Annotated in this window: 16 protein-coding genes and 4 tRNA genes; 13 read left to right on the top strand and 7 right to left on the bottom strand. The window is 63.4% G+C overall.

Features of this window, described 5'->3' with window-relative positions:
- Positions 1 to 33 precede the first annotated feature (33 nt).
- Positions 34 to 1,161, top strand: a complete 1,128-nt coding sequence (locus tag PG881_RS15255; RefSeq protein ID WP_270801109.1) for a CobW family GTP-binding protein — start codon at positions 34 to 36, stop codon at positions 1,159 to 1,161.
- Positions 1,162 to 1,222: 61 nt separating this feature from the next.
- Positions 1,223 to 2,611, top strand: a complete 1,389-nt coding sequence (mdtD, locus tag PG881_RS15250) for a multidrug transporter subunit MdtD (protein ID WP_029302083.1) — start codon at positions 1,223 to 1,225, stop codon at positions 2,609 to 2,611.
- Between the two features lie 9 nt (positions 2,612 to 2,620).
- Here the strand turns inward: mdtD and PG881_RS15245 are convergent, their stop codons facing one another.
- The 3 genes from PG881_RS15245 to folB all read right to left on the bottom strand — a co-directional run bounded on the left by PG881_RS15245 (position 2,621) and on the right by folB (position 4,211).
- Complete coding sequence (locus PG881_RS15245; protein WP_270801107.1) at positions 2,621 to 3,103, bottom strand: YbaK/EbsC family protein; 483 nt, start codon at positions 3,101 to 3,103, stop codon at positions 2,621 to 2,623.
- 121 nt (positions 3,104 to 3,224) lie between these two features.
- Positions 3,225 to 3,734: a 2-amino-4-hydroxy-6-hydroxymethyldihydropteridine diphosphokinase gene (gene folK / locus PG881_RS15240; protein ID WP_270801104.1), complete on the bottom strand. Its 510-nt coding sequence runs from the start codon at positions 3,732 to 3,734 to the stop codon at positions 3,225 to 3,227.
- A 105-nt stretch (positions 3,735 to 3,839) separates the two neighbouring features.
- Positions 3,840 to 4,211 (bottom strand): dihydroneopterin aldolase, encoded by a 372-nt coding sequence (gene folB, locus PG881_RS15235; protein WP_011707547.1) that lies wholly within the window; start codon positions 4,209 to 4,211, stop codon positions 3,840 to 3,842.
- A gap of 176 nt (positions 4,212 to 4,387) precedes the next feature.
- Here folB and plsY point away from each other — a divergent pair, with 176 nt between their 5' ends.
- The 6 genes from plsY to PG881_RS15205 all read left to right on the top strand — a co-directional run bounded on the left by plsY (position 4,388) and on the right by PG881_RS15205 (position 7,104).
- Complete coding sequence (gene plsY / locus PG881_RS15230; RefSeq protein WP_016352149.1) at positions 4,388 to 5,050, top strand: glycerol-3-phosphate 1-O-acyltransferase PlsY; 663 nt, start codon at positions 4,388 to 4,390, stop codon at positions 5,048 to 5,050.
- 47 nt (positions 5,051 to 5,097) lie between these two features.
- A tRNA-Phe gene (locus tag PG881_RS15225) sits at positions 5,098 to 5,173 on the top strand.
- Positions 5,174 to 5,225: 52 nt separating this feature from the next.
- A tRNA-Thr gene (locus tag PG881_RS15220) sits at positions 5,226 to 5,301 on the top strand.
- A 3-nt stretch (positions 5,302 to 5,304) separates the two neighbouring features.
- Positions 5,305 to 5,380 (top strand) — tRNA-Phe (locus PG881_RS15215).
- Between the two features lie 45 nt (positions 5,381 to 5,425).
- A tRNA-Asn gene (locus tag PG881_RS15210) sits at positions 5,426 to 5,501 on the top strand.
- A 259-nt stretch (positions 5,502 to 5,760) separates the two neighbouring features.
- Positions 5,761 to 7,104: a potassium channel family protein gene (locus tag PG881_RS15205; protein WP_039213987.1), complete on the top strand. Its 1,344-nt coding sequence runs from the start codon at positions 5,761 to 5,763 to the stop codon at positions 7,102 to 7,104.
- Between the two features lie 27 nt (positions 7,105 to 7,131).
- Here PG881_RS15205 and PG881_RS15200 read toward each other — a convergent pair whose 3' ends face one another.
- Positions 7,132 to 7,464, bottom strand: coding sequence for a hypothetical protein (locus PG881_RS15200; RefSeq protein ID WP_270801102.1), 333 nt, complete (start codon positions 7,462 to 7,464; stop codon positions 7,132 to 7,134).
- A gap of 112 nt (positions 7,465 to 7,576) precedes the next feature.
- On the opposite strand from PG881_RS15200, the gene PG881_RS15195 reads away from it, so the two are divergent.
- Positions 7,577 to 8,092: a ClbS/DfsB family four-helix bundle protein gene (locus PG881_RS15195; RefSeq protein WP_270801099.1), complete on the top strand. Its 516-nt coding sequence runs from the start codon at positions 7,577 to 7,579 to the stop codon at positions 8,090 to 8,092.
- Between the two features lie 343 nt (positions 8,093 to 8,435).
- Positions 8,436 to 9,608: a CD0519/CD1768 family membrane protein gene (locus tag PG881_RS15190; protein ID WP_270801096.1), complete on the top strand. Its 1,173-nt coding sequence runs from the start codon at positions 8,436 to 8,438 to the stop codon at positions 9,606 to 9,608.
- A 60-nt stretch (positions 9,609 to 9,668) separates the two neighbouring features.
- Here the strand turns inward: PG881_RS15190 and PG881_RS15185 are convergent, their stop codons facing one another.
- Entirely contained in the window at positions 9,669 to 10,682 is a 1,014-nt protein-coding gene (locus PG881_RS15185; RefSeq protein ID WP_011707542.1) for a chemotaxis protein, read from the bottom strand.
- Between the two features lie 206 nt (positions 10,683 to 10,888).
- Here PG881_RS15185 and PG881_RS15180 point away from each other — a divergent pair, with 206 nt between their 5' ends.
- Entirely contained in the window at positions 10,889 to 11,608 is a 720-nt protein-coding gene (locus PG881_RS15180; RefSeq protein ID WP_270801093.1) for an SDR family NAD(P)-dependent oxidoreductase, read from the top strand.
- On the opposite strand, the gene PG881_RS15175 is transcribed toward PG881_RS15180, so the two are convergent.
- Positions 11,595 to 13,661, bottom strand: a complete 2,067-nt coding sequence (locus PG881_RS15175; protein WP_270801091.1) for a tRNA(Met) cytidine acetyltransferase TmcA — start codon at positions 13,659 to 13,661, stop codon at positions 11,595 to 11,597. The two genes, PG881_RS15180 and PG881_RS15175, sit on opposite strands and share 14 nt — an antisense overlap.
- On the bottom strand, positions 13,658 to 13,969 hold the full coding sequence (locus PG881_RS15170; protein WP_011707539.1) for an HlyU family transcriptional regulator: 312 nt from the start codon (positions 13,967 to 13,969) through the stop codon (positions 13,658 to 13,660). Before PG881_RS15170 ends, PG881_RS15175 begins: the two co-directional genes overlap by 4 nt.
- 137 nt (positions 13,970 to 14,106) lie before the next feature.
- On the opposite strand from PG881_RS15170, the gene PG881_RS15165 reads away from it, so the two are divergent.
- Positions 14,107 to 14,313 carry a bacterioferritin-associated ferredoxin gene (locus tag PG881_RS15165; protein WP_270801086.1) on the top strand — a complete coding sequence of 69 codons (207 nt, stop codon included), beginning with the start codon at positions 14,107 to 14,109 and terminating at the stop codon, positions 14,311 to 14,313.
- 142 nt (positions 14,314 to 14,455) lie between these two features.
- Positions 14,456 to 14,935 carry a bacterioferritin gene (gene bfr / locus PG881_RS15160; protein WP_270801083.1) on the top strand — a complete coding sequence of 160 codons (480 nt, stop codon included), beginning with the start codon at positions 14,456 to 14,458 and terminating at the stop codon, positions 14,933 to 14,935.
- The last annotated feature ends 35 nt before the right edge of the window (positions 14,936 to 14,970 follow it).

The following is a 14,970-nucleotide window of genomic DNA, read 5'->3' as shown; positions in this document are numbered from 1 at the left end:
CATCACCCTGCCGACCAGAGGGGAGTCATCCCTATGACGGACATGCAAGATACGCGTATCCCTGTGACCCTGCTGACCGGCTTTCTCGGCAGCGGCAAGACCACCTTGCTCAACCACTGGGTCAAGCAGCCCGAGCTTGGCGAGTGCGCTGTGCTGATCAACGAGTTCGGCTCGGTGGGGCTGGATCACCACCTGGTACAGCAGGTGGACGAGCAGGTGGTGCTGCTCGATTCCGGCTGCATCTGCTGCTCGGTGCAGGGCTCTCTGGTGGAGGCGCTGCAGGGGCTGTTTATGAAGGCCATTCAGCGCAAGATCAAACCGTTCAAGCGACTCATCATCGAGACTACTGGCCTCGCTGACCCGGCCCCCGTGCTGTTCACGTTGAGGGAAGAGGGCTTTATCGCCCAGCGTTACCGTTTCGACGGCACCGTCACCGTGGTGGATGCCGGCCATATCGAGCAGCAGCTGGCGGCTCAGTATGAAGCGGTGAAACAGGTGGCGCTGGCGGATCTGCTGGTAGTGAGCAAGGGCGATCTGGTGGATGAAGAGACGCTGGAGCGAGTCGAAGCCCAGCTGGCGGCCCTCAATCCGGCGGCCCCCATCGAACGGGTCAGCAACGGGGTGCTCTCGCCCGCAGTGCTGGAGAAGCTGGGGGCTTACAACGAGGCGGCCGGGCGCGATGTGCGCCAGCTGCTGGCCTGGCTGCGCACCGAAGCCCCGAAACAGGGGCTGGCCTCACCGATGCAGCCGAAGATGAAGCCGTTCGCCGCCAAGGTGGGCACGGCCGCGCCGACCCACTTCGAGCACGGCAATATCGAGAGTTTCGCCCTGCGCATCGGCGAGCCGCTCAAGCCGTCCCGCCTGCTGGCCGCCATCGACGCGGTACAGGCGCAATACGGCGATGCGCTGCTGCGGCTCAAGGGCATCTTGCAGCTGGAGGGAGAGAGCCAGCCGGTGGTGATCCACGGCGTTCATGGCCAGCTCTATCCGCTGCAGGCGCTGGGAGAGTGGCCGGAAGGCAAGGCCCAGTCCCGGCTGGTATTCATCGTGAAAAGTCAGGACAAGGCGGGCATAGAGCGGTTGTTCCTTGAGACGCTCAAGGCGCCCGAGCCCAGCCTGGAAGAGCAGCTCAGAGCCATGCTCGGCCAGCCTGATGCCTGATGTAATGAGATGACCCGCGCTTGTGCGGGTCTTTTTTTGTCTGAAGAGGAGGTGGATGCAGATGCCCGATAGCACACACATGGTGACCCCTGCCCAGCGCAAATGGCTGCCGCCGCTCACGGCGGTCGGTTTCTTCATGCAGACGCTGGATGGCACCATCCTCAACACCGCCCTGCCAAGCATGGCCGAGACCCTGGGCGAGAGCCCGCTGCAGATGCAGTCGGTGATCATCGCCTACATGCTGACGGTGGCGCTGCTCATTCCTGCTTCCGGCTGGCTGGCGGACCGATTCGGCACCCGCCGCATCTATCTGGCCGCCATCCTGCTGTTTACTCTGGGCTCCCTGGCCTGCGCGGCTGCCAACTCCCTGCCGCTGCTGGTGGCGGCGCGGGTGCTGCAGGGGATTGGTGGCGCCCTGCTGATGCCGGTGGGCAGGCTGGCGGTGCTGCGGGTCTACAGCAAGCACGAGCTGCTGCGGGTGATGTCGTTCGTCACCATCCCCGGCCTGGTGGGGCCGCTCATCGGCCCGGCACTGGGGGGCTGGCTGGTGGAGGTAGCGAGCTGGCACTGGGTGTTTCTCATCAACCTGCCGGTGGGGTTGCTCGGCTTTATCGCGAGCTGGTACTTCATGCCGGATCTGCGCCAGAGCACGGCCAAGTTCGACTGGCAGGGATTCGTGATGTTCAGCGCCGGCATGGTGCTGGTGTCGGTGGGCCTGCAGGGGCTGGGAGAGCACAGCATCTCCACCGGCTGGGCGCTGTTTGCCCTGCTGTTCGGGCTGGCCGCCATGGCGAGCTACTGGCTCTACGCCGCCAATGCCGAGGAGCCGCTGTTCGGGCTGGGGCTGTTCAAGACCAGCACCTTCGCCATCGGTATCTGGGGCAACCTGTTTGCCCGGCTCGGCAGCGGCGCCATGCCGTTTCTCACCCCGCTGTTTCTGCAACTGGGGCTCGGCTTCTCGCCTAGCAAGGCGGGGATGACCATGATCCCCACCGTGCTGGGGGCCATGTTGACCAAGACGCTGGTGAACAAGCTCATTCCGCGCATCGGGTATCGCCGCATCCTGATCGGCAACACCCTGGCGCTCGGGGTGATGATCGCCAGCTTCTCCCTCATCGACAACCAGCTCCCCTACGGGGTGCTGCTGGGCTGGCTGATGGTGTTCGGCGCCATCAACTCGCTGCAGTTCTCCGCCATGAACACCCTGACCCTGCAGGATCTCAGCCCAGAGTTTGCCAGCAGCGGTAACGGCCTGCTGTCGGTGGTGATGCAGCTCTCCATGAGCCTGGGGGTGGCCATCGCCGCCAGCCTGCTGGGGCTCTTCTCTGCCGGCTCGTCGGCGGCGGATGGTCAGTGGCTGGGAGGCTTTCACCTCACCTACCTCTGCATCGGCCTGATGTCGATGCTGGCGGCGCTGATCTTCGCCCAGCTGGCGCGGGACAAGCGCTGAGCCGCGGGCTCAGGGGGCTGGCAGGTAGCTCACCTGGCAGGGCAGCTGGGTCAGCAGCCCGGCCAGGTGGGCGGTTTCCAGCAGGAAGGTCTGCTCGGGGTGGCCCGGCGTCCAGGTAAAGGCGTGGTGGGCCATGAGAGTGGGATCCACCAGCAACGGAATGTCGGCGCGGGGCAGGAAGGGGCAGACCGCGCCCGGCAGGCAACCGATCTGGGCCTGCATCTCGTCGGCGGTGCAGATGGAGGGCTTGGCGCCGAGCGCCGCCTTGACCGCCTTGTTGTCGAGTCGGCCGTCCCTGTGGGTCAGCAGCAGGGCGAAGCGACCATCCTTGAACTTGAGAAACAGGGTTTTGCTGAACTCGGCCTGCCAGCCAAGGCGGGCTCTCACCTTTTCATCGGTGGCGTAATCGAGGATGGGTTCGTGCTCGAAGCGCTGATGGGGCAGCCCGGCCAGCAGCCGGCAGTTGAAGTCGTGAATGGTATCGAGTGGCATGGGGTTCTCCTGTGATGGCGGCCATCCTGCCACTTGCACCGGCGCAGGCCCAATCACGGTTTCTTATCCGTTATCAGCTCCGTCCATCAACAACAAGGGCACCCGTGGGTGCCCTTGTTGTTCAGTGGTGCTGCAATTCGCCCGCAGCCCAGTGAAAGGGGATGGGGCAGAGCCGCTGGGAGGCCTTGTCATAACCCTCCCACAGCTCACCGAGAGTGCGGCCATCCAGCGGATGGCGCAGGGCAGGTGCCAGTTCGGCCAGCGGCCAGAGCACGAAGGCGTTGCTGAGGATCTCGCCGCGCGGCAGCACCAGCGGCGTCTCGCAGACCAGCTCGCCATAGAGCAGCAGATCGAGATCCAGGGTGCGCGGGGCGAACTTCTTGGCGTCCGGCTCGCGGCCGTGGGCAAACTCCATGGCTCGCAGTCGCTGGCACAGGGTCGCCAGCGGCAGCTCGGTATCGGCGCCCACCACCAGGTTGTAGAAGGGGCGGCCGTTGAAGCCCACCGCCTCGCTCTCGAACACCCGGGAGACCTGCAGCTCGCCAAACTCGGCCTGCAGCGCATCGAGGCCGGCGCGGATATGACGCTCCCGCTCGATGTTGGATCCCAGGCTGATATAGACACGAGTCATGCGGTGCTCCCTGTCATCTGGTTGGAACCCAGGCTGATGTAGATACAGGTCATGCAGCACTCCCTGTCATCTGGCTGGAACCCAGGCTGATATAGATGCGGGTCATCAGTTGGCGCTCGCGGCCGGGGTGCGGTGACGCAGGATCTCGACACCGACGCCGGCGGCGTTGGGGACGGCGCCCGGTTTGGTCAGGGTGACTTTGACCCACTGCACTCGTTCGTCGGCCAGCACCAGCATGGCGACCTGTTCGGCCATGGTTTCGACCAGCTCCACTACCTTGCTGGAGGCGTGATCACAGATCTTGCGAGAGAGGGTGGCGTAATCCAGTGCCAGCTTGATATCGTCGGTTGCGGCGGCGGGGCGGTTGTCGAACCCCATCTCGAGGTCGAAACAGAGCTTCTGGCGAATGCCTTTCTCCCACTCGTATACACCGATAGTGGTCAAAACCTCGAGTCCGCGAATAAACACCTTGTCCATGACAGTACTTCTTCTTTACTCTTGATGGGCTGTGATGACAGCGCAGGGATGCAGGCCTGGCCAGCGGATGAGTGCCGGCGGCCGGTTTGGGCGACACGCGTTGGGCAACCCCACGTCGGCGCCAGAGAATGTGGCCCGCATCATACCCCATTCATATCGTGGTAAAAACGACCAAGATGACGGCCCTGACGATTTTGATGATTATTCTGGCCTACCTGGGCGGCTCGCTGTCCAGTGCGGTGCTGGTTTCCCGCATCACGGGTCTGCCGGATCCCCGTGATCACGGCTCCCACAACCCGGGGGCCACCAATGTGCTGCGCCTCGGTGGCCGGCTGGCGGCCGTGGTGGTGTTGCTGCTCGATGTGCTCAAGGGCACGGCTCCCGTCTACCTCGCCTGGTATCTGCAGATCAAACCCGTCTACCTCGGCTTTATCGGGGTGGCTGCCTGTCTCGGCCACATGTACCCCATCTTCTTCCACTTTCGTGGCGGCAAGGGAGTGGCCACGGCGCTCGGCACCATGATGCCCATCGGTTTCACCATGGGGGGCGCGGTGATCGGCACCTGGTTGCTGGTGCTGCTGGTGAGCGGCTATTCGTCGTTGGCCTCCATCATTACCGTATTGCTGACCCCGCTCTTTACCTACCTGCTCAAACCGGAATACACGTTGCCGGTGTCGCTGCTCTCCTGCCTCATTCTGATCCGCCATCACGAGAACATTGCCCGCCTGCTGAAGGGGGAGGAACCCAGAGTCTGGGGCCGCCAGAACCGTGCCGAGCAGGAAGAAGTGCTGGAAATGGATGATCCTGAGCAAAAAAGAGACGAACGAGACAAAAAGTGAAATTTCCCGTTGACCACCTGCCTTAAAATCCGTTTAATAGCGCCCACGCCCAGATAGCTCAGTCGGTAGAGCAGGGGATTGAAAATCCCCGTGTCGGCGGTTCGATTCCGTCTCTGGGCACCAAATTTTGGTGCCATGAAATAAAAACTTGTTCATGCACAATGGTTTAAAGTGTGCCGGCTTAGCTCAGTAGGTAGAGCAACTGACTTGTAATCAGTAGGTCACCAGTTCGATTCCGGTAGCCGGCACCATTTGCCCAGATAGCTCAGTCGGTAGAGCAGGGGATTGAAAATCCCCGTGTCGGCGGTTCGATTCCGTCTCTGGGCACCACAATAAAGGCGACGAGATAGCGATATCTGGTCTCCGATAGTTAATTCCTCCTTAGTTCAGTCGGTAGAACGGCGGACTGTTAATCCGTATGTCACTGGTTCAAGTCCAGTAGGAGGAGCCAATTCAAAAGCCCAGCAGCAATGCTGGGCTTTTTCTTTGCCTGTTTGCCGCTATTTGGCACTCACTGCGGACAATAAATGGGCCAACCGGCGCCAAGTTGTCGCATGGCTCACCCTGTCCCCTCCCCATCAGTGACTTCGTCGGCTCGGCTAGTATGATGGCTTGCTGAGTCCGTCTCCTGCCCGGTTCGGGTCATGCAGGCTTATCGGGTACCAGGCCCGGAGCAGGTAAACGGAACCGTTTTTTGAGCGAGGTCATCCATGAATGCTACAGAGCTTTGGCAGCTTTCCCCCGAACAGTTCAACGAGTGGCGCCGGGCCAACGACTATCCCCTGATCTGGGATCTGCTGGTGGCGTCGCTGCCCCATTTCGACGACTGGATGACGGAGCAGAAGATCGACAAGCAGGTGATCTTCCAGATCGGCATTGCCCGCTTCATCAGCTCCCGCTGCGTGCTGAGCCTGTGTCTCTACATGAGCGACGACAAGATCAGGCTCTATGAGACAGCCTCGAGCGCGCTGGAGTCCCTGCGCAAGAGCGGGTTGATCCGCGCCGAGACGCGCTTTGAACCCTACTGCATGTGGCTGGCCGGCAAGCACGGCAAGGACGAGGTGAAGCGGGTGCAGAGCCTGCTCTCGGTCTCCGAGAACAACAAGGGGGAGGCCCAGGTGCTGGGCAAGCACCGCCTGCTCAACATCGGCGGCGTCGAGCTGAAAAGCCCCATCATCTCCGGCCGGTTGCTCGACTTCACCTGCCTGGACGAGCTCTCGCTGGATGGCGCCGTCAACAACTCCAAGGTCTATCTGTGGCACTGCTCGGCCAAGGGGGTGAGGGTCAACGGCGGGGTGATCGGGCTCGATCTGTTCGACTCCCTGCTGTGGGACCACAGGGCCTGGGCCAAGAAGCGGGAGCTGGCGCTGGAGGACGGGGTGTTTCAGGACTTCACCATCGAGTGCGAGGAGATCCGTTTTCACTCCTCCCGGGCGGTGCTGAAAAACTTCAACGTGCGGGCCAAGAACTTCGACGCCACCATGGAGCACACCAACCTGGACAAGGTGCAGGTGGCCTACAACGAGAATGGCCGGGTCGATCACAGCGAAGCCAGCAAGCTCTACCGCAACGCCAAGCGGCTCTTCTCCAGCGTGGGCGATACCGTCGATGCCGGCGAGTGTTACTACAAGGAGAAGCTGCACGAGATGAAGTCGCTGGCGAGCCCCAGAGAGCTGTTCAAGGAGTGCTGGCTGCGCAGCGGCTGGCTCAAGAAAGGCTGGCTCACCCTGCTGTGCTACCTGAAGTGCGCCGCCAAGTTCATCAGCTTCATCACCTGGGGTTTTGGTGAGCGGCCGATCCGCAGCCTGTTGCTGTCGATGGGGGTGATCCTGCTGGCGACCCTGACCTATTTTCTGGCGCCGGCCTCGGTTACCTACCACCATCTGGGCCGCTCGCTCTACTTCAGCATCGTCACCTTCGTGACCCTGGGCTATGGCGACATCTCCCAGACCTCCTCCCCGCTCCAGCTGTTGTCGGCCATCGAGGCCTTCTGCGGCATGTTCCTGACCGGGCTGTTCCTGGCGGGGTTTGCCTCCAAGACCAAGCAGTATTGATGGGGAGTTGGTTACCGGTAGAGCGGGTCAGCCGGCTGGCGTGATCTGCTGCATCTTGAGCCAGAAGGCCTCCTGGCAGGGGTTGTGGAACAACTTGCGCACAGGTGTGATGGGAATGGGGCTGGTGACCACCCAGTAGCTGATCCAGCACTCCGGGCAGATCTGCGGAGAGGGCTCTTCGTCCAGCTCCAGCTGGTGGCAGATGACCACGTCGTTGGCAAACCAGTAATGGGTCTGCCGGTGATGAGTCAGGGTGCCGCTCTCGTCCTGCTCGCTGTACTGTTCACTCTGCTGGCGGACGATGATCGCCGGCCCGGCCTGGCGATGGATGGCCCTGATGTAGGTCACGAGGTCGTTCATGGTGCTGCTGGATGAGTAGATGGATGGCCGATGGGGCGAGCTTACCCGCGCCGGCCGTGGACGGCAATCTCGCCCGCCGCTTGTCGGGTGGCGGGCATTCAGGAGAAAAGTGATGGGGATCCCTGCTGACAAGGCCGAGCTGCTGCTCGCCATCGAGATGAACTTCGGCAAGCTGCTCAAGGCCTTGCAGGCCGTCCCCGAGGGCCTGACACGGCAGCCGGTGATGGAGGGGCACAGCAAGGGCACCCGCATGAGCGTGGCCAATCTGGTGGCCTACCTCATCGGCTGGAATGAGCTGCTGATCAAGTGGATCGAGCGGGATGCGGCGGGTCTGCCGGTGGATTTTCCCGAGACCGGTTTTAAATGGAACGAGCTGGGCGGGTTGGCGCACAAATTCTATCGGGACTATGAGGGGCTGACCTACCCGCAGCTGCTGACCCGGCTGGTGGCGGCCAGGGCCCGCATCGTCGAGCTGATCGGGCAGCGCAGCAACGATGAGCTGTACGGTCGCCCCTGGTATGAGCGCTGGCCGCTGGGGCGGATGATCCAGTTCAATACCGCCTCGCCCTATCACAATGCCAACGGCCGGCTGCGCAAGTGGTTGAAGAGCGAAGGGGTGAAGCCGTAGAGCTCGTTGGCGGCCAGCACAGGCGAGGGGGTGGCAAGGCGCAGGTCTCCCCCCTTGTTTCGCTGGCAGGCCCCAGTTGTTATACTGCCGCCCCGTTTCGTCGCCGGGCTGGCCGTGGGCCGGCGCGCTGGCGCGAGACGGACAGACTGGACAGGATCGTCCGGCCACCCGTGTTTCTTCCCTGGTTCAGCCGCTGGCGCGGCGAAGCGTCAATCCGTATGGCACGGGTTCGCGGCCAGCAGGAAGAGTCATTCAAGGAGCCCTTGTCGCAAGACAAGGGCTCCTGCTTTATGGGTGCCATAACAACAATACTCACCACACAGCGACAGATTTCAGGATTGGTATGGAAAATCAAGTAGTTAAAGATTCTCACCAGGGAGCGGCCTCCCTTCGCCGCTGGCTGGAGCCGGTATTGGTGCTGGTTATCCTCGGCAGCCTGTTTGGCTACCTCGGCAGCCAGATGGGCCTCTCCGCCCTGGTCAACACCCTGTTCAACACCGCCCACCAGCTGTTGCTCAACACTGTGCTCTTCATCATGGGCATTACCGTGCTGTCTGGCGCGCTCAGCCAGCTGCTCAGCGAGTTCGGGGTGATCCGCCTGCTGGAGGTGCTGCTGGCTCCGCTGATGAAGCCGGTGTTCCGGCTGCCGGGGCGCACCGCATTGGCGGCCCTGATGACCTTCTTCTCTGACAACCCGGCGGTGATCAGCCTCGCCAAGGACAGCCGCTTTCGCAAGGGCTTCACCCCCTGGCAGCTGGTGTCGCTCACCAACTTCGGCACCGCCTTCGGCATGGGGCTGATCGTGGTGACCTTCATGGCGACCTTGCAACTGCCGGGCGGCGAGTCCACCGCCAGCGCGGCGCTGATCGGTCTGCTCGGCGCCCTCATCGGCTCCGTGGTGTCGACCCGGCTGATGCAGCGGATGATCCGCCCGCTGGTGGGGGAGGTTCCGATCACCGACGAGGTGGCGAGTGTGGGGGCCAAACCGGGTCTGAGCCAGGAAGTCGCCCCTACCTGGCTGCGGGTGCTCAACGCCCTGCTGGACGGTGGCAAGTCCGGGGTGGAGCTGGGGATGGCGGTGATCCCGGGGGTGCTCATCATCAGCACCTTCGTGATGCTGCTGACCTTCGGCCCGGGCGAGCAGGGCTACAGCGGTGAGGCTTTTCAGGGGGTAGCGCTGCTGCCGGTGCTGGCGGCCAAGGTGGGCTGGCTGTTCGAGCTGCTGTTCGGCTTCACCCATGCCGAGCTGGTGGCCTTCCCGGTCACCTCGCTGGGGGCGGTCGGGGCCGCCATGTCGCTGGTGCCCCCCTTCATCGGCAAGGGCTGGATCACTGGCAACGAGGTGGCGGTGTTCACCGCCATGGGCATGTGCTGGAGCGGCTTCTTGAGCACCCACACCGCCATGCTGGATGCGCTCGGCTATCGCCATCTCACCTCTCGCGCCATCGTGGCCCACACCATCGGCGGCCTGTGCGCCGGGGTGGCGGCTCACCAGCTCTATCTCTGGCTGGGCTGAGCCATCAAGCAGCAAAAGGGCGCCTCGGCGCCCTTTTGCTTGCGTGGCCGTCCGGCGGCCTCACAGGTTGCCGGGTCTGGGGATGGGGATACCGAGCAGGAAGTTGTCCATCATGCCGACCATTCGGCCCAGCTCCGGTTTGGTGATGGTGTCGTTGGCGCCCAGCTGCAGCGCCTTGTGGCGGTTGTCATCGCTCATCAGCGACGAGAACATGACGATGGGGGTGGTCTTGAAGGCGGGGGTATCGCGCAGCCGCTTGAGCAGGTGCATGCCGTCCATGCGGGGCATCTCCACGTCGGTGATGATGCCGCTGACGAACTCGGCCACCGGGATCTTCTCCTCCTGCGACAGGCGATCGAACTCCATCAGCATCTCCAGCCCGTCACCCCCGTCCTTGGCGGTCACCACGTTGTAGCCCGCGGTGCGCAGGGTGGTCTCGATCATCTTGCGGATGAAGGCGGAGTCGTCCACCACCAAAATGGTTTTGGCCTGGCGCATGGCCATCATGCGATCGTCGATGATGACCTTGCGATCCTGGGTCACATCGTACTTCTCCATGCTCAGCTCTGGGTTGATGTCGGCGATGATCTTCTCGAAGTCGAGGATCATGATGAGGTTGCCGTCGCGCCTGACCACCGCCACCACGCAGTCATTCTCGCCCGCCTCCAGGAACTGGCTGGGGGACTCCACATCCTCCCAGGAGACCCGGTGGATTCTGCTGACGCTGTCGATGAGGAAGCCGTTTGCCATCTTGTTGAAGTCGGTGACGATGACCACCTTGTTGCTGTTGTCCGGGTTGGTGCGGATGCCGAGCCAGCCGGCCAGATCCACCAGCGGGATCAGCCGCTCGCGCAGGGAGAAGACCCCCACCATGTGGCGCTGGGCATTGGGGTAGTCGGTGGTCTCCGGCACCCGGATCACCTCGCGCACCTTGGCGACGTTGATGCCGTAATAGGCTATTTTCTCGCGGCCATCGGGCAGCTGCTTCTTGAGGTGGAATTCGATGATCTCGAGCTCGTTGGTGCCGCTCTCGGTCAGGATGGATTTACGCTCTTCCCCGTCTTTGGACATCATGGTCACTCTCGTGCTTCTGGTTGCGCTGGCAGCACCCGCTGCGGTTTTCCCTCAGTATAGGAATGGATCCGCCGACGACGGCGGGATCCACACAAGATCGCCTCCATAACCGCTTGATCCCGCAGGCTGGAAGGCGCGTATCAGCCTATCAGGAAAAGCGCGGGGCGATGGAGAAGGCCATCACACTCGCCACAAGGGGGCTCGTCATGGAAGAGAGTGTCGTGGTGATCGGCGCCGGCGGTGGGCTGGGAAGCGCCCTGGTCGAACACTGGCTGGCGGCGGGCGCCGCGCCCGTCATCGCCGTGAGTCGCCAGCCGCAACCGGCGGAGCTCAACAGCAGCAAGCTGCACTGGCTGCGCTGCGATTACAGTGATGAACAGCTGGCGCAGGTGGTGGCCCGCATCGGCGAGCTGGCACCGAGGCTGCGCTGGCTGGTGATCTGCAACGGCCTGCTGCAACAGGGCGGCATCCGGCCTGAGAAGCGGTTCGAGGCGCTCAACCTCGAGGCCATGACCGAGCTCTACCAGACCAACGCCCTGCTGCCGCTGCGCTGGATCAGCCAGCTGCTGCCCCTGCTGGGGTCGAGCCCCTGTACCCTGGCGGTGCTCAGTGCCCGGGTCGGCAGCATCGGCGACAACCGCGCCGGGGGCTGGTATGGCTATCGCGCCGCCAAGGCGGCCCTCAACATGCTGCTCAAGTGTGCCGCCATCGAGCTCGCCAGACGAGCGCCCGGCGTCAAGTTGCTGGCGTTTCATCCGGGCACAGTGGATACCGCGTTATCTCGTCCATTTCACGGCAACCTGGCCGCCGGCAGTCTGCACAGCCCGCAACAGGCTGCCGCGCATCTGGTCACGCTGATGGCGCGGCTGACGCCGGATGGCGAGCTGAGCTACCTCGACTGGCGTGGTGAGCCTATCGAGTGGTAGCGGGCGGCAGCAGCCGGGCCAGCAGGCTGCGCAGCGCCTTGATGACTGCCGGCTTGCCTGCCAGTTGCAGCCTGGCCGCCAGCGATCCCCAGTCGGCATATTGCCAGATGGTGGCGATCAGCAGTTGCCGCTCGGCGGGGTCAAGCTCTGCCAGTGTTGTCAGGTTGCCCGCCAGCCAGCGCTGCAGGCTGGGCTGGCACAGCTCGAACGGTTTGTGGTGGTGGGCAAAGCAGACCAGCTCATTCTGATCAAACTCATCGAGCCCGCTCGAGGTGGCCTCACCATCCTGCAGGCACTGCCACACCAGCTCGGATTCAAGATTTTTCAGCTCGCCCGCCAGCAGGGTCGGCAGTTGGCGCACGAAGCGTTGGTGCCAGTCGGCCAGCTCGGCGGCCCGTGTTGGTTGCAGCGCCTTGAGCAGCAGGGCGGCGTGGCTGCCGCTGGCGGCATCCCGCTGCAGGCCGATGCGCAGCACTTTGAGCCCGGCCTTGCACCAGAATGGCAGCAGATCGGCGCTGGCCGAGAAGGCCGAGCCCAGATAGTCGAGCCCTGCCGCCTGATAATGCTGTTCGAGGTGGGCCAGCAGGAGCGACCCCAGCCCGTGGCGATGCAGCGCCGGGTGGATGGCGATGCGCATCACCCGGGCGTAGCTGCGTGCGCCTGCGGTTTTGAAGCCGGCGTGCGCCAGCAGCGACTGGGGCAGCAGATGGCCGCGCGGGCGCCGTCGCCCGGCCCAGATCGCCTCGGCCAGCTCGTCTGCTATCTCTCCTTCCCGGGCCACCAGCGCCACCCCGAGCAGATGTGTGCCCTGCTCCAGCAGGTGGATGTCGAGGGCCGGGCTCTCCAGCAGGTAGCGCAGATCGCTCGGCGTGGTCTGGTAGTGGGCCAGCACCAGCAGGCCGAACACCCGATGGAGCAGTCCCTCGTCGGCAGCCAGTGCATCCTGTTCGAGCAGGCGCCAGCCAGGGTGGGTGGGTGCTGGCGGCGTCTCGACCTCGGCATTGAGGCCGAGCAGCCGGAACACCAGCGGCTCCAGCGGATCCCGGCTACTCCAGCGGATCGGCTCGGCCAGGTGGATCTCCTGCCAGCCGGGCGTCTCGCGATCGAGCACCCGCTTGAAGCGCAGGTGAAAACCGCGCCCGGTGCCCTCGTAGCCGTGTTCTGTGGTGGCGAAGACGATGCGGCCGTGCCGGGCCAGCATGGCTTCCAGCAGCGGGGTCGGAATGGCGGCCGCTTCGTCCACCAGCAGCAGGTCGGGTTGCAGCGGTTCGTGTACCAGCCGATCGGGCGAGCAGTAGCTGAGTCCTGTCAGCAGCTGCGGCGCGTCTTCAAGGGCGCGGGCGGCGTGAGCAAACAGGGTGGCGACCGTGGCCTGGGAGGGCGCCGTCACCACGATCTGCAGATCGGGTTGCTGGCGCAGCAGCTCGGCGGCGGCCAGCCCCAGCAGGCTGCTCTTGCCGCGGCCCCGATCCGCGCTCAACACCAGCGGGCGGCGGCGGTGACCGTGCAACACCTTGTGGATGGCGGGCAGGGCGCGCGCCTGATCACAGCTCAATGGCCGCGCTGGCCCAACCGGCTGCCACGGGGTCGTTGTGGCAGGGGGCGTCAGCTCGAGGGCGGGGTCACCCACCAGCAGCCGCACCAGCCTAGCGAGAAAGCCGTGACCCGCCAGCACCATGTCTTCCGGTTGTGCCACCAGCCGTACCCGGTCTGGATCCGGCCAGGCTGGCCATTGGGTCCGCGGCGGGGTCAGCAGCAGCAGCAGACCGCCTGCCCGCAAGGTGCCTGCCAATGCCCCGAATGCGTCGGGGTGAAAACCGCTGAACGTATTAAATACAAGCGTGTCGCATTCCTGACCGAGCCGCTGCAACGCCTTGGCCGCCGGTTGCGGGTGGTGCTCGCTCGGGCCATTCCCCAGCCAGTAGCTGACGCCGCTCAGCAGCGCCTCGGCTCGGGCGATGCAATCGGCCTCATCACCTTCCAGCCAGATCAGCCGCCGTTCGCCGGTGCGGGCCAGCACCTGGCGCAACTCGTCGAGCGCAGCCGGCATCATGAGGCGGTGCTGTCGGCCGGTTTGCGGGGCTCGAACATGCGATCTCCCATCTGGTCGATGAAGGTGTGTGCCTTCTGCACCATGAAGCGCTCTGCATCGGCGGGGTTGGCAAACAGATCGGAGCGGATGAAGCGGTGGGTCTGCAGCACGCCATCCAGCTCCTTGGTGATGCGGCCAGCCAGTCGATACTGACCCCCTTCGGCCATGGGCTCGGGATAGATGAGGTAGCCGGCGTATTCGGTGGGCGTGACTTCGGCGACCGCAGCGGGCTGGCCGCCAAACAGGGCAGTGAACAGTTTCTTGAGCATGATGTTTCCCTCAGTGACAGGGCATTGTCACCAAGGGGTTGATGGCTGGCAAGCGGGGGATCTTATTACCAATCGTTATTTGCACTACGAACCATTCTCATTTAGATTTCATGGCAATCCAGCATGAGGTAAACACTATGTACGTCTGTTTGTGCCGCGGCATCACAGATTCCCAGATCCGCAAGGCGGTACAGGCAGGCAAGACCGAGTTTCGCCAGCTCAAGCAGTCGCTCGAAGTGGGTGCCCAGTGTGGCAAATGCGTGCGCATGACCATGGAGGTCATCGCCGCCGAACTCGACAAGGCCGAGCTGGAACAGGCGCCGCTCTACTACGAGGTGGCCTGAGCAGGGCCTGTCGCCGGTAAAACCGGCCCGTCTTTTCAATTTCTCCCCGCAGGCGAGCTGGCTCGCCGGACCTCTTGTTGTCACTTTTCTGGACTAAGCTCTAAGGATCTCAGCCTCAGGCACGAACCAAGGAGCACTGTCGATGAAAGGAGATCCCAAGATCATTGTCCACCTCAACAAGGTGCTGGCCAATGAGCTGATAGCCATCAACCAATATTTTCTGCATGCCCGCATCTACGATGACTGGGGCCTCAAGGCGCTTGGGCACAAGGAGTATCACGAGTCCATCGACGAGATGAAACACGCCGACGAGCTGGTCAAGCGGGTGCTGTTTCTGGAAGGGCTGCCCAACTTGCAGGATCTGGGCAAGCTGCGCATCGGCGAGACGGTGGAGGAGATGCTGCGCTGCGACCTGTCGCTGGAGATGGACGCCATCCCGGACCTGAAGGTGGCCATCGCCTACGCCGAGTCGGTGCAGGACTACATCAGCCGCGACCTGTTCCAGGAGATCCTGGAAGACGAGGAGGAGCACGTGGACTGGCTGGAGACCCAGCTCGATCTCATCGATCGCATCGGGCTGGAGAACTATCAGCAGTCCCAGCTGCATCACGGCGGCTCCTGAATAGTTATGGCATGAAAAAACGATTAAAAAACCCG

This window comes from Aeromonas sp. QDB54, assembly GCF_027707385.1.
GTDB lineage: Bacteria > Pseudomonadota > Gammaproteobacteria > Enterobacterales > Aeromonadaceae > Aeromonas > Aeromonas hydrophila.
Note: the sequence above shows the minus strand (reverse complement) of the source record. Positions and strands in the feature narration are given on the sequence as shown.

What these genes read in the sequence shown, in the direction of transcription:
- mdtD (WP_029302083.1), top strand. Translation starts at nt 1,223, where the DNA reads ATGCCCGATAGCACACACATGGTGACCCCTGCCCAGCGCAAATGGCTG.
- PG881_RS15165 (WP_270801086.1), top strand. Translation starts at nt 14,107, where the DNA reads ATGTACGTCTGTTTGTGCCGCGGCATCACAGATTCCCAGATCCGCAAG.
- plsY (WP_016352149.1), top strand. Translation starts at nt 4,388, where the DNA reads ATGACGGCCCTGACGATTTTGATGATTATTCTGGCCTACCTGGGCGGC.
- PG881_RS15255 (WP_270801109.1), top strand. Translation starts at nt 34, where the DNA reads ATGACGGACATGCAAGATACGCGTATCCCTGTGACCCTGCTGACCGGC.
- PG881_RS15245 (WP_270801107.1), bottom strand. Translation starts at nt 3,103, where the DNA reads ATGCCACTCGATACCATTCACGACTTCAACTGCCGGCTGCTGGCCGGG.
- folB (WP_011707547.1), bottom strand. Translation starts at nt 4,211, where the DNA reads ATGGACAAGGTGTTTATTCGCGGACTCGAGGTTTTGACCACTATCGGT.
- PG881_RS15170 (WP_011707539.1), bottom strand. Translation starts at nt 13,969, where the DNA reads ATGCTCAAGAAACTGTTCACTGCCCTGTTTGGCGGCCAGCCCGCTGCG.
- PG881_RS15200 (WP_270801102.1), bottom strand. Translation starts at nt 7,464, where the DNA reads ATGAACGACCTCGTGACCTACATCAGGGCCATCCATCGCCAGGCCGGG.
- PG881_RS15185 (WP_011707542.1), bottom strand. Translation starts at nt 10,682, where the DNA reads ATGATGTCCAAAGACGGGGAAGAGCGTAAATCCATCCTGACCGAGAGC.
- bfr (WP_270801083.1), top strand. Translation starts at nt 14,456, where the DNA reads ATGAAAGGAGATCCCAAGATCATTGTCCACCTCAACAAGGTGCTGGCC.
- PG881_RS15195 (WP_270801099.1), top strand. Translation starts at nt 7,577, where the DNA reads ATGGGGATCCCTGCTGACAAGGCCGAGCTGCTGCTCGCCATCGAGATG.
- PG881_RS15175 (WP_270801091.1), bottom strand. Translation starts at nt 13,661, where the DNA reads ATGATGCCGGCTGCGCTCGACGAGTTGCGCCAGGTGCTGGCCCGCACC.
- PG881_RS15205 (WP_039213987.1), top strand. Translation starts at nt 5,761, where the DNA reads ATGAATGCTACAGAGCTTTGGCAGCTTTCCCCCGAACAGTTCAACGAG.
- PG881_RS15180 (WP_270801093.1), top strand. Translation starts at nt 10,889, where the DNA reads ATGGAAGAGAGTGTCGTGGTGATCGGCGCCGGCGGTGGGCTGGGAAGC.
- PG881_RS15190 (WP_270801096.1), top strand. Translation starts at nt 8,436, where the DNA reads ATGGAAAATCAAGTAGTTAAAGATTCTCACCAGGGAGCGGCCTCCCTT.
- folK (WP_270801104.1), bottom strand. Translation starts at nt 3,734, where the DNA reads ATGACTCGTGTCTATATCAGCCTGGGATCCAACATCGAGCGGGAGCGT.